Annotated in this window: 19 protein-coding genes; 6 read left to right on the forward strand and 13 right to left on the reverse strand. The window is 65.6% G+C overall.

Translation table 11 applies throughout. The features are described 5' to 3' along the window. The first annotated feature begins 101 nt into the window (after positions 1–101). A complete protein-coding gene (gene rpoH, locus ILT44_RS05480) occupies positions 102–992 on the forward strand; it encodes an RNA polymerase sigma factor RpoH (protein WP_204238563.1) in 891 nt (296 codons plus the stop codon). A gap of 190 nt (positions 993–1,182) precedes the next feature. Here the strand turns inward: rpoH and ILT44_RS05485 are convergent, their stop codons facing one another. The 3 genes from ILT44_RS05485 to ILT44_RS05495 all read right to left on the reverse strand — a co-directional run bounded on the left by ILT44_RS05485 (position 1,183) and on the right by ILT44_RS05495 (position 5,413). After that, entirely contained in the window at positions 1,183–2,379 is a 1,197-nt protein-coding gene (locus ILT44_RS05485) for a hypothetical protein (RefSeq protein WP_204238564.1), read from the reverse strand. A 34-nt stretch (positions 2,380–2,413) separates the two neighbouring features. Continuing rightward, positions 2,414–3,706, reverse strand: coding sequence for an adenylosuccinate synthase (locus ILT44_RS05490; protein ID WP_204238565.1), 1,293 nt, complete (start codon positions 3,704–3,706; stop codon positions 2,414–2,416). Between the two features lie 843 nt (positions 3,707–4,549). Next, positions 4,550–5,413 carry a type 1 glutamine amidotransferase gene (locus tag ILT44_RS05495; RefSeq protein WP_204238566.1) on the reverse strand — a complete coding sequence of 288 codons (864 nt, stop codon included), beginning with the start codon at positions 5,411–5,413 and terminating at the stop codon, positions 4,550–4,552. Positions 5,414–5,491: 78 nt separating this feature from the next. On the opposite strand from ILT44_RS05495, the gene ILT44_RS05500 reads away from it, so the two are divergent. Continuing rightward, positions 5,492–6,397 carry a DMT family transporter gene (locus ILT44_RS05500; RefSeq protein ID WP_204238567.1) on the forward strand — a complete coding sequence of 302 codons (906 nt, stop codon included), beginning with the start codon at positions 5,492–5,494 and terminating at the stop codon, positions 6,395–6,397. A gap of 121 nt (positions 6,398–6,518) precedes the next feature. Here the strand turns inward: ILT44_RS05500 and purU are convergent, their stop codons facing one another. From purU to ILT44_RS05525, 5 genes are all read right to left on the reverse strand, one after another. Then, positions 6,519–7,391 (reverse strand): formyltetrahydrofolate deformylase, encoded by an 873-nt coding sequence (purU, locus tag ILT44_RS05505; RefSeq protein WP_204238568.1) that lies wholly within the window; start codon positions 7,389–7,391, stop codon positions 6,519–6,521. 74 nt (positions 7,392–7,465) lie between these two features. Further along, a complete protein-coding gene (serA, locus tag ILT44_RS05510; RefSeq protein ID WP_204238569.1) occupies positions 7,466–9,058 on the reverse strand; it encodes a phosphoglycerate dehydrogenase in 1,593 nt (530 codons plus the stop codon). Positions 9,059–9,239: 181 nt separating this feature from the next. Continuing rightward, positions 9,240–10,412 carry a phosphoserine transaminase gene (locus tag ILT44_RS05515; protein ID WP_204238570.1) on the reverse strand — a complete coding sequence of 391 codons (1,173 nt, stop codon included), beginning with the start codon at positions 10,410–10,412 and terminating at the stop codon, positions 9,240–9,242. A gap of 120 nt (positions 10,413–10,532) precedes the next feature. Beyond that, positions 10,533–10,880, reverse strand: coding sequence for a hypothetical protein (locus tag ILT44_RS05520; RefSeq protein ID WP_204238571.1), 348 nt, complete (start codon positions 10,878–10,880; stop codon positions 10,533–10,535). 35 nt (positions 10,881–10,915) lie between these two features. Next, the gene (locus ILT44_RS05525; RefSeq protein WP_204238572.1) at positions 10,916–11,671 is read right to left on the reverse strand and encodes a hypothetical protein; all 756 of its coding nucleotides are present in this window, start codon (positions 11,669–11,671) and stop codon (positions 10,916–10,918) included. Between the two features lie 235 nt (positions 11,672–11,906). Between ILT44_RS05525 and ILT44_RS05530 the strand changes: the two genes are divergently transcribed. Further along, on the forward strand, positions 11,907–13,190 hold the full coding sequence (locus tag ILT44_RS05530) for an efflux RND transporter periplasmic adaptor subunit (protein ID WP_204238573.1): 1,284 nt from the start codon (positions 11,907–11,909) through the stop codon (positions 13,188–13,190). A 61-nt stretch (positions 13,191–13,251) separates the two neighbouring features. Beyond that, positions 13,252–16,413: an efflux RND transporter permease subunit gene (locus ILT44_RS05535; protein ID WP_204238574.1), complete on the forward strand. Its 3,162-nt coding sequence runs from the start codon at positions 13,252–13,254 to the stop codon at positions 16,411–16,413. Between the two features lie 120 nt (positions 16,414–16,533). Here the strand turns inward: ILT44_RS05535 and glmM are convergent, their stop codons facing one another. The 5 genes from glmM to pal all read right to left on the reverse strand — a co-directional run bounded on the left by glmM (position 16,534) and on the right by pal (position 22,822). Then, positions 16,534–17,889 carry a phosphoglucosamine mutase gene (gene glmM, locus ILT44_RS05540; RefSeq protein ID WP_204238575.1) on the reverse strand — a complete coding sequence of 452 codons (1,356 nt, stop codon included), beginning with the start codon at positions 17,887–17,889 and terminating at the stop codon, positions 16,534–16,536. A gap of 225 nt (positions 17,890–18,114) precedes the next feature. Beyond that, positions 18,115–20,034, reverse strand: coding sequence for an ATP-dependent zinc metalloprotease FtsH (gene ftsH, locus ILT44_RS05545; RefSeq protein ID WP_204238576.1), 1,920 nt, complete (start codon positions 20,032–20,034; stop codon positions 18,115–18,117). A 145-nt stretch (positions 20,035–20,179) separates the two neighbouring features. Then, complete coding sequence (tilS, locus tag ILT44_RS05550) at positions 20,180–21,205, reverse strand: tRNA lysidine(34) synthetase TilS (protein WP_204238577.1); 1,026 nt, start codon at positions 21,203–21,205, stop codon at positions 20,180–20,182. A gap of 26 nt (positions 21,206–21,231) precedes the next feature. Next, positions 21,232–22,212 carry a tol-pal system protein YbgF gene (gene ybgF, locus ILT44_RS05555; RefSeq protein WP_204238578.1) on the reverse strand — a complete coding sequence of 327 codons (981 nt, stop codon included), beginning with the start codon at positions 22,210–22,212 and terminating at the stop codon, positions 21,232–21,234. A gap of 109 nt (positions 22,213–22,321) precedes the next feature. After that, complete coding sequence (pal, locus tag ILT44_RS05560) at positions 22,322–22,822, reverse strand: peptidoglycan-associated lipoprotein Pal (protein ID WP_204238579.1); 501 nt, start codon at positions 22,820–22,822, stop codon at positions 22,322–22,324. Between the two features lie 248 nt (positions 22,823–23,070). Between pal and ILT44_RS05565 the strand changes: the two genes are divergently transcribed. After that, the gene (locus ILT44_RS05565) at positions 23,071–24,588 is read left to right on the forward strand and encodes a phospholipase D-like domain-containing protein (RefSeq protein WP_204238580.1); all 1,518 of its coding nucleotides are present in this window, start codon (positions 23,071–23,073) and stop codon (positions 24,586–24,588) included. 72 nt (positions 24,589–24,660) lie between these two features. Then, entirely contained in the window at positions 24,661–25,278 is a 618-nt protein-coding gene (locus ILT44_RS05570; RefSeq protein WP_204238581.1) for an HdeD family acid-resistance protein, read from the forward strand. Positions 25,279–25,359: the final 81 nt, after the last annotated feature.

Raw genomic sequence — 25,359 nt, forward strand, 5'->3', positions numbered from 1 at the left:
CGGACAGGGTTGAACCGCTTATAGTGTTGTGAAGGCGGCCGGCCATGCTGGGGGCCGCCTCAGGCTTGCCTCGTGGTGAGGGAGCCAAAGGAGGAGATAATATGGCTGCAGCGCTTCCTGTGCTTGCCAATGAAGGGGGCCTTTCGCGCTATCTCGACGAGATCCGTCGTTTCCCCATGCTTGAGCCGCATGAGGAGTACATGCTCGCCAAGAGCTGGCGTGAGCATGGAGATCGCGAAGCGGCCCACAAGCTCGTCACATCCCACCTGCGCCTGGTCGCCAAGATCGCCATGGGCTATCGCGGCTACGGCCTGCCGATCAGCGAGGTGGTCTCCGAGGGCAATGTCGGCCTGATGCAGGCCGTCAAGCGCTTCGAGCCCGACAAGGGCTTCCGCCTCGCCACATATGCCATGTGGTGGATCAAGGCGGCGATTCAAGAATACATCCTGCGGTCCTGGTCCCTCGTGAAGATGGGCACCACCGCGAACCAGAAGAAGCTGTTCTTCAACCTGCGCAAGGCCAAGGGCCGCATCTCCGCCTTCGAGGAGGGCGACCTGCACCCCGACCATGTCAAGCAGATCGCCACCCAGCTCGGGGTGAACGAGCAGGACGTGGTGGACATGAACCGCCGGCTCGGCGGCGACTCCTCCCTCAATGCCCCCTTACGCGATGAAGGCGAAGGCGGCGGCGAGTGGCAGGACTGGCTCGTCGATCAGGGCCAGAGCCAGGAGCAGGTGCTCGTCGAGGAGGAGGAAGGCCAGAACCGGCTGAAGGCCCTGCGCAACGCGCTCTCGGTCCTCAACCCGCGCGAGCGCCGCATCTTTGAGGCGCGGCGGCTCTCGGACGACCCGATCACCCTGGAGGAGCTCTCGACGGAGTTCGGCGTCTCGCGCGAACGCGTCCGCCAGATCGAGGTGCGCGCCTTCGAGAAGATCCAGGATGCGGTCAAGAAGAACCTGACCCAGATCGAGACCTCGTCGGCCGAAGCCTAGCGCATCGTGCAGAAAAGTGGACCCGGTTTTCTGCGCTCAACGATGCGCCAGCCAAGAGTTGGAGCATCGGGTTGATCCCAAAAGTGCAAATCCACTTTTGGGTCCGATGCTCTAAAATTCCATCGACATCGAAGCCATGAAAAAAGCCGCGCTCGATGCGCGGCTTTTTGCTGGTTGGACCTTTGTCAGCCTACTGCCACTGGCTGAAGGCGTCGTTGATGATCTGCTCGCCGGAGCCGCCCTTCTCGAAGCTGAGAATGGCGCGCTGGCCCGAGGCCATGCGCACGGGAAGGTCGATCCAGTTGCGGCGCACGAACAATTGCGTGTTGCGCGCTATGTCGGCCTGCAGGTTGGAGAGACCGATCAGGAACAGGTTCTCGCGCACCGGCACCGGCAGGCCCGCGACCGGCGTGCCGCGGGCCGCCTCCTCGCTCTTGAACTGCAGGAGGCCCACATCCCGGATCACCCGGGCGGTGTCGCCTTCGCGGGTCGTGAAGGTGAGTTCGACCGTGTGCGACGCCGGCAGCGTCGTGTCGAGATTGCGCCGGAGCACCATTCTCATGGAGAGCCCGGCATCGGGAACCTCCACATTGGCGATGACCGCCCGCTCCAGCGGCTGGCCCTGCCCCGGATTGACGTTCTCGAGGCGCCACGTCACGCGCCCGACCTGCGCCTTTGGAGCCTGGGGATTGGAGGGATCCTCCTCGTAGAAGACCGCTCGCTGGACGACGCCGGTCTCCTGGCGGGGAGCCGGATTGGCTGGGGAGGCGGCCGGAGGAGCCTGGCCCCCGACGCGTTCGTTGATCTTGGAATCCGCCGGCGCCGGCTGCGGCGCCTGCGCGACGGGCGTCTCGGGGGCCAGATCCTCAGGCTTGTCGCGCCACAGAAAGGCGAAGGCCGCGATGGCCGCAATCACCAGAGCGAGCACCGATCCGAAGATGATGGTGCGCGTGCGCCCCTTGTTCTGCATGGCCGGGTGGGGCCGGCTGTCGATCTTGGGCCGGGACACCGCAGGCTCGGCATAGGCATCCTCACCCTCATCGTCCTGGGCCGGCGGAGGAGCCGGCGCCCGCAGGCCGTGAACCGATCCTGTGCCGCGCTGGGCCTCGGACCCGCGGGCAGGCGGCTCATCGGCCAGCATGGTTGGGAAGGCATCGGCATCGAACCCGGTGGGCGGCGGGGCATGATCCGCCTCGACCCTCGTGATGGCCTCGTCGAGGGAGCGGCTCTCCTGCTGGATCTCCGTCTCGGACAGGGGCGGGTTGAGCGAGCGCAGCTGGGCGATCAGAGCCGTGCGGGCGCGCTCATAGACGGCGTGCCGCCTGTCGGGGGTCTGCTCGGGCAGACCTTCGACGGCCCGAGCGATGAGAGGGTAATAATCTGCCATTTGCCCTTCGGAATGACCCGATGAGGCTTCGCCGTCAACCCTCAAAGGGGTTCTTCATCAGGATTGTGTCGTCACGCTCCGGCGAGGTGGACAGCACCGCCACGGGCGCGCCGATCAGTTCCTCGATGCGGCGGACATATTTGATGGCCTGCGCCGGCAGATCGGCCCAGGAGCGCGCGCCTGCGGTCGAGCCGCTCCAGCCCTCGAAATCCTCGTAGACCGGCTCTACGCGGGCCTGTGCGCCCTGGCTCGCCGGGAAGTAGTCGATAATCTGGCCATCGAGCCTGTATCCGACGCCGATCCTGATCGTCTCGAAGCCGTCGAGGATGTCGAGCTTTGTGAGCGCGATGCCGTCGATGCCGGAGGTGCGCACCATCTGGCGCACGAGCGTCGCGTCGAACCAGCCGCAGCGGCGCTTACGGCCCGTCACCACGCCGAACTCCTTGCCCTTCTGGCCGATCAGTTCGCCAGTCTCGTCGAAGAGTTCGGTCGGGAACGGCCCCTCGCCCACGCGGGTCGTATAGGCCTTGGCGATTCCGAGCACATAGCCGACGCTGCCCGGCCCCATGCCCGAACCGGTCGCCGCCTGGCCCGCCACCGTGTTGGAGGAGGTAACGAAGGGATAGGTGCCGTGATCCACGTCGAGCAGCGCCCCTTGAGCGCCCTCGAACAGGATGCGCTTGCCGGCCCGGCGCTGCTCGTCGAGGAGGCGCCACACGGCGTCCATGTAAGGCAGCACCTTCGGCGCGACGGAAGCCAGCTCCTCGTAGATGGCCTTCGGCTCGAATTCCTCGAGGCCGAAGCCGCGGCGCAGCGCATTGTGGTGCGTGAGCAGCCGGTCGATCTTCTCGGGGAGCGCCGAGAGATCGGCAAGGTCCATGAGGCGGATGGCACGGCGGCCTGCCTTGTCTTCGTAAGCCGGGCCGATGCCGCGCTTGGTGGTGCCGATCTTGGTGCCGGCGCTGCCGCTCTCGCGCAGGGCGTCGAGCTCGCGGTGAATGGAGAGAATCAGCGTGGCATTCTCGGCGACGCGAAGGTTCTCGCGGCTGATCGAGACGCCCTGCTCGGCCAGACGCTCCACCTCGCCGGCCAAGGCATGCGGATCGAGCACGACGCCGTTGCCGATCACGGACAGCTTGTTCGGGCGCACGACGCCGGAGGGCAGGAGCGAGAGCTTGTAGACCTTGTCGCCGATCACGAGGGTATGGCCGGCATTGTGTCCGCCCTGGAACCGCACGACCACGTCCGCCTGTTCGGACAGCCAGTCGACGATCTTGCCCTTGCCCTCGTCGCCCCATTGGGCGCCCACGACAACCACGTTCGCCATCGCTCAAACCCTCACATGAAAAAGCCCCGGCGCAAGGCCAGGGCTGGGTTAAAAACCTTGCAAACCCTCATGGTGGATCATGCGCCTCAGGTCAAGGCGGAATGAGCCCTGCTCCCCTGCATGATAGGCTTCGTGAAAGGCGGGAATGTGGTTTTGCAAATTCGGCCTCATGTACGATTGATCAAAGGGCCAGCACCTTGGGGCCCGCAGCGTTGCGCTGCGAGCCTGATGGGTGATCGAGGGTGGCGCGACGGGCAGCCCGGCTCGATGATGGATGGTGTGAGATGGAAGAGCCGAGATGCCTCTTCGCGCACGGTTTCTTTAGGCGGACAAGCGGTGCCAGCCCGGTGACCGTTTAAGGCGGGGTCCGTCTGCTCGACGGGGGCCTTGAACCGATTCCGACCACCGGCACACAGCCTGGGCCTCCTGTCACACCCGCCTGCGTCAAGCGCGTGCACAGGACCGTGTCTGCTCCCGCACTGCGACGCCTCGCGAGCGCGCCCCTCGACAGGACCAGATCTAAGACAACGATATAGCCCAGCTTAGGATGATTGTCAAGAACAAAATGAGAACGAATAACCTGCCCTCTCCCCTGTGCGGGAGAGGGTGACCTGCGCAGCAGGTCGGGAGAGGGGCCGTGCGAGACCGATGACACCCCCCTCTCCCGGCTCACTTTCGTTCGCCACCCTCCCCCGCACAGGGGGGAGGGAGAGACCACTGGACCGTCCTTCGAGACGCAGACTTCGTCTGCTCCTCAGGATGAGGGTTGAGGAACACAAGACGTGGATCCCCGGACCAAGTCCGGGGATGACGCGGCAGGTGGCATTCCAAACGCCGCAGCGCTCAAGCCCGGCCGCGTGCACTCTTTTCCGTCCGCACCCGATGCTCGATGAAATTGCGGATCTCGCGGGTGCGGCGGGCGGGTTCGAGAACCTCCGCGTCGATGCCGTGGCGCCAGGCGAGATCGAAGCGGCTCGGCTCCTTGTCCAGGGCAGCCAGATCCTCCGCATAGGAGAGGGCTTCCTCCGGCGTGCGGCAGAAGCCTTCCCGCACGAGGATGTCGGTGCGGCGGCTCAGGATCGCGGCGAGTTCGCTTAAGGAGAATTCCGGGTGATATTGCACGCCCCAGAACGTGCCGCCGTCGCGACGGATCTCGGCCGCCTGAACCGGGGAGACCGCATTGCTCGCCAGGACCGTGCACTCCTCCGGCACGACTGTCACCATGTCGAGATGGATGGCGGGCGCGTCGTAGGCGGCGGGGCGGCCTTCGAGAAGCGGATGCGAGCGGCCGGCCTCCGTCGGCACGAGCCTGCGGGCGATGCCTACCTCGCGGCCGAGGGGGTTGGGCCGCACGTCTCCGTCCGCCGCGACCGCGGCGATCTGCAGCCCCCAGCAGGAGCCGAAGGACGGCGTTTGCGAGGCATAGACCGCCCGCATCAGATCGATCTGGCTCAAGATATCCGGCGTGCGGTCGTAGATGTTGAGATGCGAGCCGGTGAGCACGATGCCGTCATAGGATTCGAGCCCCGCCGCATCCGGCAGGTTGGCGCCCTCGTCCGTGGGAAAGGCGATGTCGCAGACGGCATCCCGGGCGATCCCCTGGATCACCTCCGCATAGGACTCGGAGAGCGTGAGTCCATAGGCTTGCCTGTGAGCCTGCCTTGCGCCCCGCGTATTGCCCTCAACCACCAGAAACCTTAAGGCCATGCATGCCACCCGCTTGCTTTCGTGTCGGTTTAGCCAAACCGCACGCAGCGGCACAAGTGCAATAAGGTCCGGCCTCCGATGAAAATCCTGCACGCGCTTTGGAAGGGAGTCTGGGGGCAGGCCTATGTGCTCCTGACCCTTACCACGCTGATGTGGGGCGGCAATGCCATCGCCGGGCGGCTGGCCGTGGGCGAGGTGTCGCCCATGATGCTCACCTGCCTGCGCTGGGTCATCGTCGTGATCGTGCTGCTGCCGCTGGTCGGCCGGCAGGTGGTTGCGGCATGGCCGCAGATCAGGGAACGCTGGGTCTTCACGATCCTCATGGGAGCCTTCGGCTTCACCGGCTTCAATGCGCTCTTTTATGCGGCTGCGCATTACACGACCGCCGTGAACCTCACGATCTTCCAGGGCGCGATCCCGGTTCTCGTGCTTCTGGGCACCGCCCTGTTCTTCAAGGCCCGCGTGATCCCGCTCCAGGTCATCGGCATGGCCATCACGATCCTCGGCGTGATCCTGATCTCGGTGAAGGCCGACTTCGAGATCCTGAGAACGCTGGCGCTCAACATCGGCGACGTCTGGACGCTGATCGCCTGCGTGTTCTACGCCGGCTACACGCTGGGCTTGCGCCATCGCCCGGCCATTCCGGGCCTCATCTTCTTCGCGGCCCTGGCGGCGGTGGCCTTCCTGACCTCGCTGCCCCTTCTCTGGATCGAGGCCGCCCAGGGCAGCCTGCAATTCCCAACCCCGAAAGGCTGGCTGATCCTGCTCTATGTGAGCTTGCTGCCGTCGCTGCTCTCGCAGGTCTTCTTCATGCGCGGCGTGGAGCTCATCGGCCCGGCGCGGGCAGGCCTGTTCGTCAATCTCGTGCCAGTCTTCGGCGCCCTGCTCGCGGTGGTGCTGCTCGGCGAGCCGTTCGCCACCTATCACGCCCTCGGCCTCGTGCTGGTGCTCGGCGGCATCTGGCTCGCCGAGCGGCAGCGGTAGGAGCTGTTCTTCAGATGCCCTTCTCTGCCCGTCATGCCCGCACTTGTTGCGGGCATCCACGTCTTGCCGCCATTGAAGACGTGGATGGCCGGGACAAGCCCGGCCATGACGGTTGTGATTGTTAATCCGCGAACACCACCGTCTTGCGGCCGTTGAGCAGGATGCGATCCTCCAGGTGCTGGCGCACGGCGCGCGCCAGCACGCGGCGTTCGATGTCGCGGCCCTTGCGCACGAGGTCTTCCGCCGTGTCCCGGTGCGTGATCGATTCCACGTCCTGCGCGATGATCGGACCCTCGTCGAGATCGGAGGTCACATAATGCGCCGTGGCGCCGATCAGCTTCACGCCGCGGGCATGGGCCTGATGATAGGGCTTGGCGCCCTTGAAGCTCGGCAGGAACGAGTGATGGATGTTGATGCAGCGGCCCGAGAGCTTCGCGGCCAATCCGTCCGAGAGCACCTGCATGTAGCGGGCGAGCACCACGAGGTCGGCCTTGGAGTCGCGGATGATCTCCCAGACCTTCGCCTCCTGCTCGAGCTTCGTGTCCCTGGTGACGGGCAGGTAATGGAACGGGACGTTGCCCAGATCCACATGGCTGTAGGTCTCCACCGGATGGTTGGCGATCACGCCGGCGGGCTCGAAGGCGAGCTCGTCGATGCGCCAGCGGTAGAGAAGATCGGCCAGGCAGTGATCGAACTTCGAGACCAGCAGCATGACCCGGCGCTTCTCGCTGGGATCACGCAGATTCCACGTCATACCCAGGCGCTCGCCAAGCGGCGCGAAGCCGATCTTGAGTGCATCGAGATCACCCTCTCCCGCAACCGGATTGAAGACGACACGCATGAAGAAGCGATCGGTCTGCGTGTCGTCGTATTGCTGGGCGTCGAGGATGTTGAGGCCCGCATCCGACAGGTGCCCTGCCACCGCTGCTACGATGCCGGGGCGGTTCGGACAGGCGAGCGTCAGGACGAAGCGCTGTCGCAGGGGCGAAGCCATGATGGGTTCCTCAACTTCTAGCATGTCGCATCTTCTGATCGGAGAACCGGTATCCACTTCTCCGGAAGATGCTTTTAAAACCGCACGGCGCGGGCGCGCTTCACCTGCGGGATCTCCTCGATCCTGCGCAGGAGGTCGTCTGACACCGGTTCGTCCACCGAGACGAAGCAGATCGCATCGCCGCCGGGCTTGTCGCGGCCGAGTGCGAAGGTTGCGACGTTCACGCCGGATTCGCCGAGCAGCGTCCCGAAGCGGCCGATGAAGCCGGGCTTGTCGTCGTTCCTCACATAGATCATGTGCGGCGCGAACTCGGCATCGACCGCGATGTCGCGGATCTCGATGACGCGGGGCTTGCCGTCCTGGAACACGGTGCCGCCGGCGTGGCGCGCCATGTCCTCGGCATCGACGACGATGCGGATGAAGCTCTCGTAGTCGCGCGCCGCGTTCTCGCGCTTGACCTCCTCCACCATGATGCCGCGATCGCGCGCGACGAGCGGCGCCGACACCATGTTGATGTCCTGCAGGAAAGGACGCAGGACGCCTGTCACTGCCGCAGAAGTGAGCGCGCGGGTGTTCATCTCGGCGACCGCGCCCTCGTACTCGATGCGGATGCCCTTGATCGGAGCTTCCGTGAGCTGGCCTAGGAAGGAGCCGAGCTTCTCGGCGAGCGCCACGAAGGGTCTCAGGCGCGGCGCTTCTTCCGCGGTGATCGACGGGAAGTTCACCGCATTCTGGATCGCGCCCTGCAGGAGATAATCCGACATCTGCTCGGCCACCTGCAGCGCCACGTTCTCCTGCGCCTCGGTGGTGGCGGCGCCCAGATGCGGCGTGCAGACCACGTTGGGATGGCCGAAGAGCGGATTGCTGGTCGCCGGTTCCTCGATGAACACGTCGAAGGCAGCTCCCGCCACATGGCCGGAATCGAGCGCCGCGCGCAAAGCCGCCTCGTCGACGAGGCCGCCGCGGGCGCAGTTGATGATGCGCACGCCCTTCCTGGTCTTGGCGATGTTTTCCGCGGAGAGAACGTTCTTCGTCTTCTCCGTCATCGGCACGTGCAGCGTGATGATGTCGGCGCGGCGCAGCAGCTCCTCGAGCTCCACCTTCTCGACGCCGAGCTCGAGCGCGCGCTCGGGCGACAGGAAGGGATCGTAGGCGATGACCTTCATGCGCAGCCCGATGGCGCGGTCGGCCACGATGGAACCGATATTGCCGCAGCCGATGACGCCGAGAACCTTGCCCGTGAGCTCGACGCCCATGAAGCGGTTCTTCTCCCACTTGCCCGCCTGTGTCGAGGCATCGGCCTGCGGGATCTGGCGCGCGAGCGCGAACATCATGGCGATGGCATGCTCGGCGGTGGTGATGGAATTGCCGAAGGGCGTGTTCATGACGATGATGCCCCGCGCCGTGGCGGCGGGGATCTCGACATTGTCGACGCCGATGCCGGCGCGGCCGATCACCTTCAGGTTCTTGGCCTGTTCGAGGATCTTTGCCGTGACCTTGGTGGCGGAGCGGATGGCGAGGCCGTCATACTCGCCGATGATGGCGGCGAGCTTGTCCTTGTCCTTGCCGAGGTCGGGCTGGAAATCGACATCGATGCCGCGATCCTTGAAGATCTGCACGGCGGCGGGAGAGAGAGCGTCGGAAATGAGAACGCGGGGAGCGGGCATGGTGCACCTCTGAAATCCCTCTCCCCTCTGCGGGAGAGGGTGGCCTCGCGGAGCGAGGTCGGGAGAGGGGAAGAACTGTTGAGAGCTTAACGAGAGGGGCGACGCTCGTGACAAGGACGGCCCCTCTTCCGCCCTGCTTTGCAGGGCACCCTCTCCCGCTAAAGGGGAGAGGGATGAGAGGTTACGCCGCTTTCGCGAGGTTCGCCTTTTCCTGCGCGAAGGCCCAGTCGAGCCAGGGCGTCAGGGCTTCGAGATCGGATTGCTCGACGGTGGCGCCGCACCAGATGCGAAGGCCGGGAGGGGCATCGCGATAGGCGCCGATGTCGAGGGCCACATTCTCCTTCTCGAGCGCCGTCGTGATGCCCTTGGCGACCTGCGCCACGGCCTCGGGCCCCTTTGCGACGACATCAGGATCGGCGATGACGAGGCAGACGCTGGTGTTCGAAGCCGTCGCCGGCACCTTGGCGAGGTTGGCGATCCACGGGGTCTTGGCAGCCCAATCGGTGATGACCTTCGCGTTGGCATCGGCCTTGGCAACGAGGGCGTTCAGGCCACCGATGGACTTCGCCCATTCCAGCGCATCGATGTAGTCCTCGACCGCGAGCATGGACGGGGTGTTGATGGTCTCGCCCTCGAAGATGCCCTCGATGAGCTTGCCGCCCTTGGTCATGCGGAAGATTTTCGGCAGCGGCCAGGCGGGCTTGTAGCTCTCGAGCCGCTCCACCGCGCGCGGCGAGAGGATGAGCATGCCGTGGGCCGCCTCACCGCCCAAAACCTTCTGCCAGGAGAAGGTGACCACGTCGAGCTTGGAGAAGTCCATCTTCTGCGCGAAGGCCGCCGAGGTGGCGTCGCAGATGGTCAGGCCCTCGCGGTCGGCCGCGATCCAGTCAGCGCTCTGTACCCGTACGCCCGAGGTGGTGCCGTTCCAGGTGAAGACCACGTCGCGATTTTTCGTGTCGACCTGGGTGAGATCGGGAAGCTCGCCGTAGGGCGCGCTGATCACCCGGGCGTCCGCGAGCTTGAGCTGCTTGACCACGTCCGTGACCCAGCCCTCGCCGAAGCTCTCCCAGGCCAGCATGTCGACTGGCTTAGCGCCCAGCATCGACCATAGCACCATCTCCACGGCGCCGGTGTCGGAGGCGGGCACGATCCCGATGCGGTAATTGGCCGGCACCTCCAGCACCTCGCGGGTGAGGTCGATGGCGAGCTTCAGGCGCGACTTGCCGAGCTTGGCGCGGTGCGAGCGGCCGAGACTGTCGGTTTTCAGGTTCTGGAGAGACCATCCGGGGCGCTTGGCGCAGGGGCCGGATGAAAAGAAGGGCGCGCGCGGACGCGCGGCGGGCAGATTTGTCATTGTAATCCATCCTTACAGATGGGCGCCTCTCGGTGGGGAGAGGTGTCCCGCCGACCGGTATGCCGGAGCCCCGGGCGACGGTCAACAGGATTCGCCGCTCACCTGGCCGGGGACTGCCGCTCAGGAGCCCGGAGGGAACCAGGTATACTCCCGCAAGGCAAACCAAAGCCCGCCGGGATCCTCGTCCTTGCCGCCGTTGGCAAGCCATTCGCGCACCACGTTCTCTATGATCTCGCCCGGCTCCGAGCCGTATTGCGGCTGCGCGATCCAGTCGTGCTCGCCCTCGAGTCCACCGCCGACGACCGGAACGGCACCACGCGACAGAAGCTCGGCGATGCAGCGGCGGACGCAGTCGGTCAGCGCATCGCCCTCCAGACCGAAGCCATGGCGCCCACCGGGAACGATCTGCCACATGCCGACAGCATCGTCCGGCAATTCGTTGGCCACCATTTTGATCCATTCGCTCATAGGGTAGTCATATCGCAGATGTCTAGGTTCCATACTCATTTCTGATGTACCTTGTATCCGTTACGAATGTCAGGATGATTATTTTGAATGACATCAACCGTGACTCCATTTCGTTCACTTCGCCTGACGCCAAAAATTGATCCATCTGGGCGCCGATACCAGAAACCGCGATATCCTAGAGGGGACTGAACAATCTGTGAGCCCGGTGTTAGGGACTCAAGCAGGTTGTTGAATTCGGAAGGTGTCACCGTACGCGTCCGTTCATCTGTGCCTCTGTGCCGGATACCGACATGCTGCCCATTCGGCTGGAAGATCTCCTCCATCGGACCGCTAACCGGCTCCCGCCTCTGCAACTCCCGCAACCGAGCTGCAGCCTGCAATGCCTGCGACTCGCTGGCCAGGATCGCGCCTTCCACGCCTTCATACATGCTCGGTGTCGGGCGCCAGTTCGGATCGTGCCGCTGCACCTCCCGCGTCAAAGCACGCGCCCGTGCCGCTGCGACGTCGAGACGGACCTCCTGGGCGGGCGTGGTCGCGTAGTTCCGTCCACCAATGTTGCGTGTGCCGCCCCCGCGAGATCGCGCCGACACGAAGGTGGCGCGCGGATGCCCGCCCCCTCCACCATCCGTCCATTGTCCGCCATCGGAATGTCCTGCCGGCACGCGCGGCTGGCTTGGATTGAAACGTTTGAGGCTGAGGGAGAGGCGCAGATGCCGGAGCTCGAATTGAGCGCGGGCTAAGGCTTGGCGAACTGCCCTCCATTCCCGCTCCTGCGAAATTGACAATCCCATAAAACAATCCATCAAAATATGGATGTTTTCCTAGAACAAAAAGAGAACATTGTCAAGCTTGCCGTGGGTTGAGGCTTCACAAAGGAACCTCCCTTTTTAGAGGGAGGGACAGATTACGAAATCGTAATACAAAACATCGTGTTCACAGGGACCTCTTCGAGGTAATTGGCATATACTGTGCTAGGACAAGTTCCTGTATTCCAAACGACAAAGACTGATGTGTTAAGGAGCAAGCATGCGTGTGTCCGGTCAACTCGCTGTCATCGCCGTGCTGGGGGCAGCAGGCTTTGGCGGCTGGTACGCCTATAAGGGCGGCCACTTGGCCAATGTGCCCGTGATCGGCGCCTATGTGAGCCAGCCTTCCGGTCAGCAGGCCGGCGCTCCAAGAGGTCCTGGGGGTCCCGGCGGCCGTGGCGGCCCTGCGGGTCCGGCGGCCGTCGACGTCGATACGGTCAAGACCGGGCGCATCGTCGAGGTGCGGGAGTCGGTGGGCACCGTGCGTGCCTTTGAATCGATCATGGTGACCGCCAAGGTGGCAGGGATCATCGGCGAGATCGGCTTCGAGGAAGGCCAGAAGGTCAAGGCCGGCGACACGCTGGTCCAGTTCGATGCCGCCGAGCGCCGCGCCGCCATCGAGCAGGCCGTCGCCGAGGCCAACCGCGCGACCGCGCTCCGGAACGAGATCGCGATCAAGCTCGAGCGCGCCCAGGCCCTGAGCCGGACCGGCGCCGGCACTGGCGCCCAGGTCGAGGATCTGACGGCCCAGATGAAATCGCTCGAAGGCTCGATCGCTTCCGCCCAGGCCCAGCGCAAGGCCGCCGAGGCCCGGCTCGAGGAACTGACGATCCGTGCGCCCTTCGCCGGCCGCGTCGGCACCCGTTCCGTGTCGCTCGGCGCCTATGTGGCTCCGGGCACCCGCATCACGTCCCTCGACGACCTGTCCAAGGTGCGTCTCGACTTTGCCGTGCCGGAAAACCTGCTGGGCCGCCTCAAGCCGGGCCAGACGGTCAACGCCGTCTCTGCGGCCTATCGCGGCCGCACCTTCAAGGGCACCGTTGCGACCATCGATACACGCGTCGATCAGACGACCCGCACGGCGCGCCTGACGGCTGAGTTCGAAAACCAGGATGAAGCCTTGAAGCCCGGCATGTTCCTGTCCGTGGCCCTGGAGGTTTCCACCAAGGACGACGCCGTCGTGGTGCCGGAGGAGGCCGTCGTCAGCGAAGGCCTGCGCCACATCGTCTATCCGGTGAAGGACAGCAAGGTGGAACGCCGCGTCATCACCATCGGCCAGCGCCAGGGCGGCAAGGTGGAGGTGCTGGAAGGCCTGAAGGCCGGCGAGACCATCGTGGTGCTCGGCGTCCAGCGCGTGCGGCCCGGCGCCGAGGTCATCGCCCGCCCAGCGGGATCCGGCGCCCCTGCCGCCCCTGTTCCCGCAGCCAATCGGGAGCAGCCCTCCCGCTCCTCCCTGAACGTGCCGCAGGCCATCGGCAGCGCGCAGGCTGCCGAGCGCAAGTAGTTTTCTCTCCCGCCCTGGCGGGAGGTTTTCATTTGACCGACAGGACCAGAGCCGAACCGTCATGCAGGTTTCAGACCTCTTCATCCGCCGCCCCGTCTTCGCCGTCGTCGTCAGCCTGCTGCTGATCGTGGGCGGCCTTGCAGCGCTCATGAACCTGCCGGTTCGCGAGTACCCGCAGGTCGACCGGCCCGTCGTCTCGGTTTCCACCGTCTATCGCGGCGCCTCGAACGAGGTCATCGAAAGCCGGGTGACGGAGATCGTGGAGGGCGCAATCGCCGGCATCGAAGGCATTCGCCAGATCACCTCTCAGAGCCAGAACGACCGCTCGTCGGTCTCGATCGAGTTCGAGGTGTCCCGCGAGCCGGAAGCTGCGACCTCGGACGTGCGCGACGCCGTCTCCCGCATCACCGGCCGCCTGCCGGACGGCGCCGATACGCCGGTGGTGCGAAAAGTCGATGCGAACGCCTCAGCCATCCTGTGGATCGGCGTCACCTCCACGACCCTCGATGCCCTCGAGCTCAGCGACTTCCTCAAGCGCGTCTATGTGGACCGCCTGTCCACCGTGCCCGGCGTCGCCAACGTGAACTTGAGCGGTGAGCGGCGCTTTGCCATGCGCATCTGGGTCGACCGGCCGGCGCTCGCCGCCCGCGGCCTGACCGTGCAGGACCTCGAGACGGCCATCAAGCGCCAGAACGTCGAACTGCCCGGCGGCCGGATCGAGTCCAGCCAGCGCGAGTTCACCGTCAAGACCGATTCCCGGCTTGCGACGCCCGAGGAATTCGCGCAGGTGATCGTCACCAACAAGAGCGGTTATCTGGTCCGGCTCGGCGAGGTCGCTCAGGTCGAGGTGGGCCCGGAGGACACGCGCTTCGAATTCTACCAATCGGGTGAAACCGCCATCGGCATGGGCGTCGTACGCCAGTCGACCGCCAACACCCTCTCGGTCGTCGACGGGGTGCGCAACGAACTCGAGGAGCTCAAGAATTCCCTGCCGCCCGGCACCACGGCGGAAGTGTCCTATGATGAGAGCCAGTTCATCCGCGCCTCCATCGAAGGCGTGCTGCGCACGCTCGTGGAAGGTGTCGCGCTCGTCATCCTGGTGATCCTGGTCTTCCTGCGCGACTGGCGCTCGACCATCGTGGCCATGGTGGCGATTCCGGTCTCGATCATCGCGGCCTTCATGGTGATGGCCTTCTTCGGCGCGTCCATCAACGTGCTGACCCTGCTCGCCATCGTGCTTGCCATCGGCATCGTGGTGGACGATGCCATCGTGGAGATCGAGAACGTGCACCGGCGCATCGAGGAAGGGCAGCCGCCGCTGCTTGCCTCCTTCGACGGCGCCCGCGAGATCGGCTTCGCGGTGATCGCCACCACCGCCACGCTCATGGCGGTCTTCGTGCCGCTTGCCTTCATGACCGGCAATACCGGCAAGCTCTTCCGCGAATTCGGCATCACCCTCGCGGCTTCAATCTTCTTCTCGGGCGTAGTGGCGCGCACGCTCACCCCGATGCTCTGCTCCAAGCTGATGGTCCCGGCTCACGGCCGGATCCAGCGCATGACGGAGCCGCTCTTCGAGGGCATGAACAAGGGCTACCGCTGGCTCCTATCGCGTGCCTTGAGGATCCCGGTCGTCATTCTCTTCATCGGCTTCCTGGTGTCGCTCTCGGCCTATGGACTGTTCCAGTCCCTGCCGAAAGAGTTCGCGCCGCAGGAGGACCGGGGCGCCATCATCGTCCGTCTCCAGGCGCCGGAAGGCGCGAGCCTCGACTACACCCGCGATCGGGTGAAGGAGGTCGAGCGGGCCATCATGCCCCTGCAGGAGCAGGGCCTTGTCTCCTCCATGCTGAGCCAGGTGGCCCCCGGCTTTGCCCGTCCCTCCCCAGTCAACGAGGGCATCGTGATCGTGCGCCTCGTCCCCTGGGAGGAGAGGACCCAGAACCAGCAGGACATCGTTCGCCAGCTGACGCCGAAGGTGTCGAACTTCCCCGGCGCGCGCGTATCCGTGGTCAATCCGCCGGCCTTCGGCGGCGCCGGCGGCTTCGGCCAGCCGATCCAGTTCGTGCTCGGCGGCCCCGATTACGACACGATCCGCGGCTGGCGCGACACCGTCATGCAGAAGGCCCAGGAGACGGGCAAGTTCGTCAACATGGATTCGAACTACCGCGAGTCGCAGCCGGACATCCGGGTGCAGATCGATCGCCAGCGCGCCGCCGATCTCGGCGTCTCGGTGGAGGATATCGGTCGCACGCTCCAGCTGATGTTCGGCGAGACCGAGGTCTCGACCTTCGTCAGCCGCGGCGACGAATATCCGGTGATCATGCGCGCCCGCGCCCAGGACCGCGCGACGCCGAACGACCTCACCAACACCTTCATCCGCGCCGCCAACGGCGAACTGGTGCCTCTCTCCTCCTTCGTGACCCTGACGGAATCGGCGGCTCCTCAGGCCCTGAACCGGTTCGACCGCCTGCGGTCGATCACGATCCAGTCCTCGCTGGCGCCGGGCGTCTCCATCGGCGAAGGCCTGGAGATCCTCCAGCAGATCGTGCGCGACAACCTGCCGGCGGAGGTGCGCATCGGCTATAATGGGCAATCGAAAGACTTCCTCGACTCGACCGGCGCGATCTACGTGACCTTCGCCATGGCGCTGCTCGTGGTGTTCCTGGTGCTGGCGGCGCAGTTCGAGAGCTGGATCAACCCGTTCATCATCATGCTCACGGTGCCGCTCGCAGTCACAGGTGGCCTGCTGGCCCTGTTCGTCACCGGACAGACGCTCAACATCTACAGCCAGATCGGCATGATCCTGCTCATCGGCCTGATGACGAAGAACGGCATCCTGATCGTCGAGTTCTCGAACCAGCTGCGCGAACGCGGCTACTCGGTGCGGGACGCGGTGGTCGAAGCCTCCGTGATGCGCCTGCGGCCGATCCTGATGACCTCGATCGCCATGATCGGCGGCGCCGTTCCGCTCGCCTGGTCGACCGGCGCGGGCGCCGAGGCGCGCAACGCCATCGGCTCGGTGATCGTCGGCGGCGTGACGGTGTCGACCATGCTCACCATGCTGGTGGTCCCCTCGATCTACCTGCTGATCGGAGGCTTCACCAAGCCCGCCACCTACGTGGGCGAGATGATCGACAGGCTCCGCGCGCAGACGGGCCTGCGCGCCCATGGCGAGGACCTGCCGTCGCGCACGAAGGAGGTTCCTCCGGCCCAGGCGGCGGAGTGAATGGGCGAGAGGCAGAATGCGTTTCCCCTCTCCCATCCGGGAGAGGGAGATGTGCGAAACAAAAAGCCCGGCGATCATCTCGCCGGGGCTTTCGTTTGAAGTAGATAGAATCGTCGTGTCTTAAGCAGCCACCTTCGAAGCCGCCTGCGTCACGGCGGCCACCACGTCGTCCACGACGCGATTGACCAGATCCTCGTTGTCGCCCTCGCCCATCACGCGGATGACGGGCTCCGTGCCGGAGGGGCGGATCACGAGGCGTCCCGCATTGCCGAGGGTTTCGCGGCCGGCCTCGATGGCCTTGATGACCGAGGCTTCCTGCAGGGGCTTGCCGGCCTTGTAGCGCACGTTCTTGAGCACCTGCGGCAGGGGATCGAAGCAGTGGCAGACCTCGGAGACCGATTTCCCGAGGCTCTTCACCACCGCGAGAAGCTGGAGGGCTGCAATCAGGCCGTCGCCGGTGGTGGTGTAGTCGGACATGATGATATGGCCGGACTGCTCGCCGCCGAGGTTGAAGCCGTTGGCCCGCATGTGCTCGAGCACGTAGCGGTCGCCGACCGCGGTGCGCACGAGGCCGAGACCCATGCCGCCCAAGAAACGCTCCAGGCCGAGATTCGACATGATCGTGGCGACGACCCCGGGCTGAGACAGGCGGCCGTCCTCCTTCCAGGAGCGGGCGACAACGGCCATGAGCTGATCGCCATCGACCTTGTGGCCCTTCTCGTCGACGATCAGGACGCGGTCCGCATCGCCGTCGAGGGCGATGCCCACGTCGGCCCGCAGCTCCCGCACCTTGTGGATCAGGGCGTCGGGCGCGGTGGAGCCGACATCGTGGTTGATGTTGAAGCCGTTGGGCTCCACGCCGATCGAGACGACCTCGGCGCCGAGCTCCCACAGGGCTTCGGGCGCCACCTTGTAGCCGGCGCCGTTGGCGCAATCGATCACGACACGCATGCCCTCCAGGTCGATCTGACGCGGCAGGGTGCGCTTGGCGAACTCGATATAGCGCGCCTGGACGCTCTCGATGCGCTTGGCGCGGCCGAGCGTGGCGGAATCGGCCAGACGCCGCGTCAGGTCGGAATCGATCAGGGCCTCGATCTGAAGCTCCATGTCGTCGCTGAGCTTGAATCCGTCGGGGCCGAACAGCTTGATGCCGTTGTCCTCATAAGGGTTGTGAGAGGCGGAAATCATCACGCCGAGGTCGCAGCGCATGGAGCGGGTGAGCATGGCGACCGCCGGGGTCGGGATCGGGCCGAGCAGCAGCACGTCCATGCCGACCGAGGTGAAGCCCGCCTGGAGCGCGGATTCGATCATATAGCCGGACAGCCGCGTGTCCTTGCCGATGACCACCCGGTGGCGGTAATCGCCGCGCTGCTGGAACATGAGCCCGGCCGCCTGCCCCACCCGCAGGGCGAGGTCCGGCGTGATGATCCCGTTGGCGCGGCCGCGAATGCCATCGGTCCCAAAGTATTTCCGCACGTGCTTTGTCTCCGCATTCCGATGCGCCGATCCGCGCCTTTGCTTTTTCAAAGCAACCTCCCCCACTTCGGTCAAGGCATGGAGGCCGATCCGCGCATCACAAGTGATAAGCGATTGTTACAACCCTTACGCCTAGTTCATGTGTAGTATTAGTACTTTGAGGTAAACAAAAAAGAACGCCCGCTGGGAAAGCGGGCGTTCTTGAATTTCACAAATACTGACGTTTTAAGCCTGCGGCTGGGGCTCCATGCCCCCGTCGGTCTCCCGCGGACGGCCCGGGCGCGTGGTCGGGACAGCCGAGCCGCGGTTCGGGGTGACGGGATCGCCGGTATCGCGAACCGGGGGCTGGCCGTCGAGGAGGTTGCGGATCTCCTCACCTGTGAGGGTCTCGTATTCCAGAAGGCCGCGGGCCAGCGCCTCGAGCTCGTGCTCCTTCTCGGTGAGAATGCGGCGGGCGTCGTTGAGGCCGCCCTCCACGAGGCGCCGGACTTCCGAATCGATCTTCTGGGCGGTCGCCTCGGACACGTTCTGCTGCCGGCCCATCTGCATGCCGAGGAACACCTCGTCATTGTTGTCGCCATAGGCCACGGTGCCGAGTTCGGGCGAGAAGCCCCACTTGGTGACCATCATGCGGGCCAGGCGCGTGGCCTGCTCGATGTCCGACTGGGCACCGGAGGTGACCTTGTCCTTGCCGAAAATCATCTCCTCGGCGATGCGCCCGCCCATCATGATAGCGAGCCGCGAGGTCATCTGCTCGTAGCTCATGGACAGCTTGTCCCGCTCCGGCAGCTGCATGACCATGCCCAGCGCCCGGCCGCGCGGAATGATCGTGGCCTTGTGGACCGGATCGGTGGCCGGGACGTTGAGCGCCACCACCGCGTGGCCGGCCTCGTGATAGGCGGTCAGGCGCTTCTCGTCGTCGGTCATGACCAGGGTGCGGCGCTCGGCGCCCATCATCACCTTGTCCTTGGCGTCCTCGAACTCTTTCATCGTCACGATGCGCTTGCCGCGCCGCGCCGCGAGCAGCGCCGCCTCGTTGACGAGGTTCATCAGGTCGGCGCCCGAGAAGCCGGGGGTGCCGCGGGCGATGACCTTCAGGTCCACGTCGGGAGCCAGCGGCACCTTGCGCACGTGAACGCGCAGGATCTTCTCGCGGCCGACCACGTCGGGGTTGGGCACCACGATCTGGCGGTCGAAGCGGCCCGGACGCAGGAGCGCCGGATCGAGCACGTCGGGACGGTTGGTGGCAGCGATGATGATCACGCCCTCGTTGGCCTCGAAGCCGTCCATCTCGACGAGCAGCTGGTTGAGGGTCTGCTCGCGTTCGTCGTTGCCGCCGCCGAGGCCGGCGCCGCGATGACGGCCGACCGCGTCGATCTCGTCGATGAAGATGATGCAGGGGGCGTTCTTCTTCGCCTGCTCGAACATATCGCGCACACGGGAGGCGCCGACGCCCACGAACATCTCGACGAAGTCGGAGCCCGAGATGGTGAAGAAGGGCACATTGGCCTCGCCTGCCACCGCACGGGCGGTCAGGGTCTTGCCGGTGCCGGGAGGGCCGACGAGCAGCACGCCGCGGGGAATGCGGCCGCCGAGTCGCTGGAATTTTTGGGGATCGCGCAGGAACTCCACGACCTCCTGCAGATCTTCCTTGGCCTCGTCGATGCCGGCGACATCGTCAAACGTGACGCGGCCATGCGCTTCGGTGAGAAGCTTCGCCTTCGACTTGCCGAAGCCCATGGCCCGGCCGGCGCCGCTCTGCATCTGCCGCGACAGAAACACCCAGGCGCCGATGAAGAGCGCGATGGGAAGGATGTTCATGAGAACCGCGATGAACCAGGGAGTCGAATCCGACTGCGGACGGGCTGTGATCTGCACGCCCTTCTGCTGCAGCTTCGTGACCAGCATCGGGTCGCTCGGCGAGTAGGTCGTGAAGGTGCGGCCGTCCGTATAGGTGCCGCTGATCTCCGGACCGGAGATGACGACGCTGGTGATGCGGCCCGCATCCGCCTCGCTGAGGAGCTGGCTGTAGGCGATATCGCTGCCTCCACCCCTCTGGCCAGGGCTCTGGAAAAGGGTCACGAGCGCCAGCACCAGGAGGAAGATAACCACCCACAGGGCGAAGTTGCGGAAATTTGAATTCATCTGATCAGGTTCTGCCCCAGAGGGAGATGAAGCGTGAGGAGATCTCCCCGCGCGGCTAAACTCAATGTAGGCACACCGTCTCGCCTTGCCAAGGGAATGCGGCGCCCGTGCGGCATCATCCGATAGCCTTAGCTGCGAGATTAGGCTAACGGCCGCGTCGGCGTGGCGGTTCCGGCCCGACGGACACCCGTCCCGACCGGTCGAGGCGTACGAGGGCGCCGGCAATGGTGAGACTCAACGCCTCCCCTGCTCCGGCGGCCTGCCGCAGGCGCTCTACGCAGGCTTCCAGGCGGTGAAGACGGATGTTCTCCAGCCCAAGGCCAACCTGGTACAGGGCCTGCTCCAGCACCCGCAGGGCGATCTCGAAAGGCTCCTCCGCAAGGATCGCAGCCTGGAACGACAGGCCCTCGCGCTCAAGATGCGGCTCGCCGCGGGCCAGAGCTTCCCTGGCCTTGATGGCGAGGGCCTCATCGGCCTGCGCGGCCCTCTCCGCAAGACGGGCCAGTCGCCCGGCGGTGAGCCCTTCCTCGGCGAGGAGAGGCATGAGCCTGCGCCAGCGGACGCGGGCATAGCGCTCGTCCGCGTTCGAGGGATCGACGACGAAGCGCCAGCCCCGCACCCTGCAGCTTTCGACAAGAAGCGACTTCGGCAGATCGAGCAGCGGCCGCACGTGGCGGATCCCCTGCCTGTCCGTTTCGCGGCGCATGCCGGAAAGGCCCGACAGGCCCGAGCCCCGCGAGAGGCGCATCAGCACCGTCTCGGCCTGGTCGTTCAGGGTATGGGCCGTGACGAGATGGGAGGCTCCGGCCTCGCGGGCGTGGGCGACGAGGAGGCGGTAGCGTGCCTCGCGGGCAGCTTCCTGGATCCCCGCCTTCGGTTTTTCCCCAGTCCAGGGGAGCGTCCGGTGCGGCAGGTTCAAGGCAGACGCCTCGGCTGCCACGAAGGCAGCCTCATCGGCGGCCTCAGGCCGCAGGCCGTGATCGATCGTCGCGACGAAGATGGGAGGATGCCGCCCTGTCGAAGCCCAGCGGGCGAGACAATGCATCAAGGCGATCGAGTCCGGCCCGCCCGACACGGCGGCGAGAATACCCGAGGCTTGGTTCAGCGGGGAAAAAAGACAATCGAGCCCCTCATTCGAGAGCGGATCATCGGGGGGCGAGGACGGGGCCACGGCAGCGGGCCTTAAAGCTCAGCGGATCAGCTGCACTTGATCCGCTTCTGCTCGCGCTCGGAGGACTGACGGACGGGGGCCGACGCCTGCGGATACTTGCGGTCGAGCTCGGCGAAGACGGCGCAGGCACGATCCTTGGCGCCCAGTCCGTTCAGGGAGATGCCGAGCCGCAGCAGGGCGTCGGGCGCCTTGGCCGCATCGGGATGCTCGGCGGAGACGTTCAAAAACTGCTCCGCGGCCTCGCGATAGCGGCTGCGCTGGAGATAGGTCTCGCCGAGCCAGAACGTGGCTTCCGGCACGAGCTTGTCGCGCGGGTTGGACTGCAGGAAGCGGCGAAAGCCCATTTCGGCCTGATCGTACTGCTTCTGCGTGAAGGAGGCATAAGCCGAGTCGAAGTCCGAGCGCGGGCTGCCGACGCTGGTCGCCGCCACGCTCGGGCCGGGGCGCTCGACGATGGCGCCCTGGGGCATGGCTGCTGCCCGGCCGCTTTCGCCATAGTCGAGCGGAGCGCCCTCGGCATCGTCCTGCTCGATCAGCTCGCCGATTCCGGCCAGCTGCCCGCCCGGAAGCGGCATCGGCCGGCTCGCATCGGCCAGCGGTGCCGATGGCGGCGTGGAGCCGAGCGGCCGGGGCGCGCCGGGAGCACCCGGCGTCTCAGACGGATCGAACACGTCGCTGCGGCGCTGGGGCTGAGCCGGCGTCGGTTGTGCGGGTGGCTGGGCCGGACGCGAGGGCGCTGCGGTGGACGGTGCAGGAGCGGGCCTGGAGCCGCTGCCGCCACGCCCCTCCTGGAAGCGGAACTCCACGTCCTCCTGGAACTTGCGCAGCTGGTCCTTCAGCTGGCGGTTCTCGTACTGGAGCTGCTCCATCTGCCCCGACAGCTGCCGGAACTGGCTCTCGAGCCGGTTCAGGCGCACGATCGCGTCGGCCGCATCCTGCGCGGCGGCAGGGAGAGCCGACGTGGCAGCCAGGGCAAAGGCGAAAAAGACAAACAAACGTCGTAACATGCTGGATACCGTGAGATCCTCGAATGAGGGGCCGATAACACAAAAGCGCCGCCACGGCGAGAATGTGGCGGCGCTTTGCGATTTCACAGGACTTGAGCCCGATGAGGCTTTATGCCCCGGCAGCGCCGCCGAGCACCGTCACCGCGCGGCGGTTCTGCGACCAGCAGGAGATGTCGTTGCAGACCGCCACCGGACGCTCCTTGCCGTAGGACACGGTGCGGAAGCGGTTGCCCGGAATGCCGCGGGAGATCAGGTAGTCGCGGACGACCTGGGACCGGCGGGCGGAGAGCGAGAAGTTGTACTCGCGGGTGCCGCGCTCGTCCGCATGACCTTCGAGAAGGAAGGTGTATTGCGGATAGCGCTGCAGCCACTGGGCCTGCTTGTCCAGGGTCGCGACGGCGGTGGGGGTCAGGTCCGTGGAGTCGGTCTCGAAGAACACGCGGTCGCCCACATTGACGACGAAGTCCTGGGCGCTGCCGGGGGTGGCAGCACCACCGGCGCCGAAGCCGCCGGCCCCGCCGGCCATCTCATCTTTGTTGGACGAACACGCCGCCGCCCCGAGGGCGAGGACGAGGGCAGCGGCGAATTTGACGGCGCGCAGCGTCATCATGGGCAATACTCCTTACACATACGTTTGCCGAACGTTGTGTCTTTCATATCGGGAGGATGGTTAAGGGAGAGTTCCGTCAACCGAGAGGAGAGACCTGGGATTAAGGTGAATTACGGCCAAGTTGTGGAAGTTGGCGTCAGGGTTAATCGACCGTAAATGAACTTCCGGTGATCCTAGGATCCATGCCGTTTGGGAACCGGAACCAAGCTGAGCTGCTGCCGATTGCCCGTCTCAAGCGTTGAGAGGTCATGAACATCGTGACGACCCCGCCCGGAAGCCTCGGACAGCCCTATCGCAAAGCTCTCGACGACCTCCGTCTGGAGCGGGCTTTCGCACGCATTGCCGACAGCGATCTGCGTCACGGCAACGCCATGGCCCTGCTGAGGGACTCGCGCGAGAACTACCCGGCCTGGCTGACGGCGATCCGCTCGGCTCAAACGGTGGTTCATTTCGAGAACTTCATCATCGCCGACGACGAGACCGGACGCGAATTCGCCGACGCCCTGATCGAGCGTGCGCAGGCCGGCGTGCGGGTTCGGGTGCTCTACGACTGGCTCGGCTCCTCCATGCGTGCCCTGCCCCATTACTGGCGGCGGCTGCGCGAAGCGGGCGTTGAGACGAAGGTCTTCAACCCTCCCCGGCTGACAGACCCGTTCTGGATCCGTCGCAACCACCGCAAGCTGATCACCGTCGACGGGCGCATCGGCTTCGTCTCGGGGCTCTGCATCTCCGACAACTGGGTCGGCAAGGGTGGCCTTGAGCCCTGGCGCGACACGGGCCTCTCCGTCGAAGGCCCGCTGGTCGCGGACCTCGACGCCGCCTTCGCCGAGAGCTGGAGCCTCGCCGGCATGAAGGCGATCCCGAAATCGGAGCTGTCCCATGCCGACCTGATCCCGCATGCGGGCTCCATCGCAGCTCGGGTCATCAGCGGCGAGCCGGGCATGTTCCGCACCTACCGGGTCGATCAGTTCATCGCGGCGACCGCGCAGCGTAATCTCTGGCTCACCGACGCCTATTTCGTCGCCACCACCTCTTATGTGCAGGCCCTTGGGGAGGCTGCCCGGGACGGCGTGGATGTACGCCTCCTCGTGCCCGGATCGAGCGACGTGTTGGCGTTGCAGCCGGTGGTGCGGGCGGGCTATCGCTCGCTGATCGAGGCCGGGGTCCGCGTGTTCGAGTGGAACGGCACGATGCTCCACGCCAAGACCGCCGTCGCGGACGGACGCTGGGCGCGGGTCGGCTCCACCAACCTCAACCTGGCGAGCTGGGCGACCAACTGGGAGCTCGACGTCGTAGTCGAGGATGCGGGCTTCGCCGAGGCCATGGAGGCGATGTATCTGGAGGATCTCGCCAATGCCACGGAGATCGTTCCCGGCTGGCAGTCCCGCCGCCGGCAGGCGAGGAACATGCGCTCCCGCCGGGGACACCGCTACACGAGGGGTGGCGTCCGAAGGCTCGCTGCCGGTGCCCTGGCTCTCTCGAGCACGGTGGGCAAGGCGGTCGGCTCAGGATCGCGCTCGCTCACGGCAACGGAAGCCAGCAGCGTCGCCATCATCGGCTTCACGCTTCTGGCGCTGGCAGCGCTGGTCACGTACTTCCCGGTCCTCGTCATCTCTCCGGTGGTCATCGTCCTGGTCTGGCTCGGCCTCGCACTCCTCATCCGCGCCTTCCGTCTCAAGCGGCGCGTGCGCCTGAGACGCCGCAAGCTCGCCCTGCGGCGCAAGCTCGCCAGGACCAGGCAGGGCGAAACCTCGCCCGGAGAGTAAAAGGAAACCGGAGGCCAAGCTTGGCGTTGACGTCATGCAGGGCAGACGCGTCCCTTTTGCGAGGAGACTCCCATGGCATCAGGCACCTCCGGTTCATCCGAACTCTTCGACCGCACCCACGCCATGAGTTCGCTTCTGGCGCAGAACTGGTGGGCTGTGGCCCTGCGCGGGGTCTTCGCCATCATCTTCGCGCTCATCGCTCTCTTCTCACCGGGCGCGACGATCCTTTCCCTCGTGCTGTTCTTCTCGGCCTACATGCTGGTCGACGGGGTCTTCGGCATCGTCTCAGGCATCAGGGCCGCGTCCAACAACCAGCGCTGGGGCCTTCTGATCCTGGAAGGCATCCTCAACATCCTGGTCGGCATCATCGCCTTCATCATGCCGGGACTGACGGTCTTGTTCTTCGTCACCCTCATGGCCGTGTGGTCGCTGATCACCGGAATCCTGATGGTCGTAGCCGCCTTCAAGCTCAACCCGGATTTCGGCCGAGGCTGGCTGATCTTCAGCGGCGTCGTATCGGTGCTCTTCGGAGTCGCGCTGCTGATCGCCCCGCTCGTCGGCGCCGTGGTGCTGACCTGGTGGCTCGGCGCCTATGCGCTGATCTTCGGCATCGGCCTTCTTGTGCTCGCCTTCAAGCTCAAGGGGCGGAAGGACAGTTCCACCGATAGCGCAGGCACGCTGAAGGCCTGACCAACGAAAAGGGCGCCTCGGGCGCCCTATCTTCCCTCCCCCTTGCGGGGAGGGGTAGGGGTGGGGGTTGCAAAGTCGAGG

Origin of the sequence: Microvirga arvi (genome assembly GCF_016892765.1) — a bacterium.
GTDB lineage: Bacteria > Pseudomonadota > Alphaproteobacteria > Rhizobiales > Beijerinckiaceae > Microvirga > Microvirga arvi.

What these genes read in the sequence shown, in the direction of transcription:
- rpoH (WP_204238563.1), top strand. Translation starts at nt 102, where the DNA reads ATGGCTGCAGCGCTTCCTGTGCTTGCCAATGAAGGGGGCCTTTCGCGC.
- ILT44_RS05485 (WP_204238564.1), bottom strand. Translation starts at nt 2,379, where the DNA reads ATGGCAGATTATTACCCTCTCATCGCTCGGGCCGTCGAAGGTCTGCCC.
- ILT44_RS05490 (WP_204238565.1), bottom strand. Translation starts at nt 3,706, where the DNA reads ATGGCGAACGTGGTTGTCGTGGGCGCCCAATGGGGCGACGAGGGCAAG.
- ILT44_RS05495 (WP_204238566.1), bottom strand. Translation starts at nt 5,413, where the DNA reads ATGGCCTTAAGGTTTCTGGTGGTTGAGGGCAATACGCGGGGCGCAAGG.
- ILT44_RS05500 (WP_204238567.1), top strand. Translation starts at nt 5,492, where the DNA reads ATGAAAATCCTGCACGCGCTTTGGAAGGGAGTCTGGGGGCAGGCCTAT.
- purU (WP_204238568.1), bottom strand. Translation starts at nt 7,391, where the DNA reads ATGGCTTCGCCCCTGCGACAGCGCTTCGTCCTGACGCTCGCCTGTCCG.
- serA (WP_204238569.1), bottom strand. Translation starts at nt 9,058, where the DNA reads ATGCCCGCTCCCCGCGTTCTCATTTCCGACGCTCTCTCTCCCGCCGCC.
- ILT44_RS05515 (WP_204238570.1), bottom strand. Translation starts at nt 10,412, where the DNA reads ATGACAAATCTGCCCGCCGCGCGTCCGCGCGCGCCCTTCTTTTCATCC.
- ILT44_RS05520 (WP_204238571.1), bottom strand. Translation starts at nt 10,880, where the DNA reads ATGAGCGAATGGATCAAAATGGTGGCCAACGAATTGCCGGACGATGCT.
- ILT44_RS05525 (WP_204238572.1), bottom strand. Translation starts at nt 11,671, where the DNA reads ATGGGATTGTCAATTTCGCAGGAGCGGGAATGGAGGGCAGTTCGCCAA.
- ILT44_RS05530 (WP_204238573.1), top strand. Translation starts at nt 11,907, where the DNA reads ATGCGTGTGTCCGGTCAACTCGCTGTCATCGCCGTGCTGGGGGCAGCA.
- ILT44_RS05535 (WP_204238574.1), top strand. Translation starts at nt 13,252, where the DNA reads ATGCAGGTTTCAGACCTCTTCATCCGCCGCCCCGTCTTCGCCGTCGTC.
- ftsH (WP_204238576.1), bottom strand. Translation starts at nt 20,034, where the DNA reads ATGAATTCAAATTTCCGCAACTTCGCCCTGTGGGTGGTTATCTTCCTC.
- ybgF (WP_204238578.1), bottom strand. Translation starts at nt 22,212, where the DNA reads ATGTTACGACGTTTGTTTGTCTTTTTCGCCTTTGCCCTGGCTGCCACG.
- pal (WP_204238579.1), bottom strand. Translation starts at nt 22,822, where the DNA reads ATGATGACGCTGCGCGCCGTCAAATTCGCCGCTGCCCTCGTCCTCGCC.
- ILT44_RS05565 (WP_204238580.1), top strand. Translation starts at nt 23,071, where the DNA reads ATGAACATCGTGACGACCCCGCCCGGAAGCCTCGGACAGCCCTATCGC.
- ILT44_RS05570 (WP_204238581.1), top strand. Translation starts at nt 24,661, where the DNA reads ATGGCATCAGGCACCTCCGGTTCATCCGAACTCTTCGACCGCACCCAC.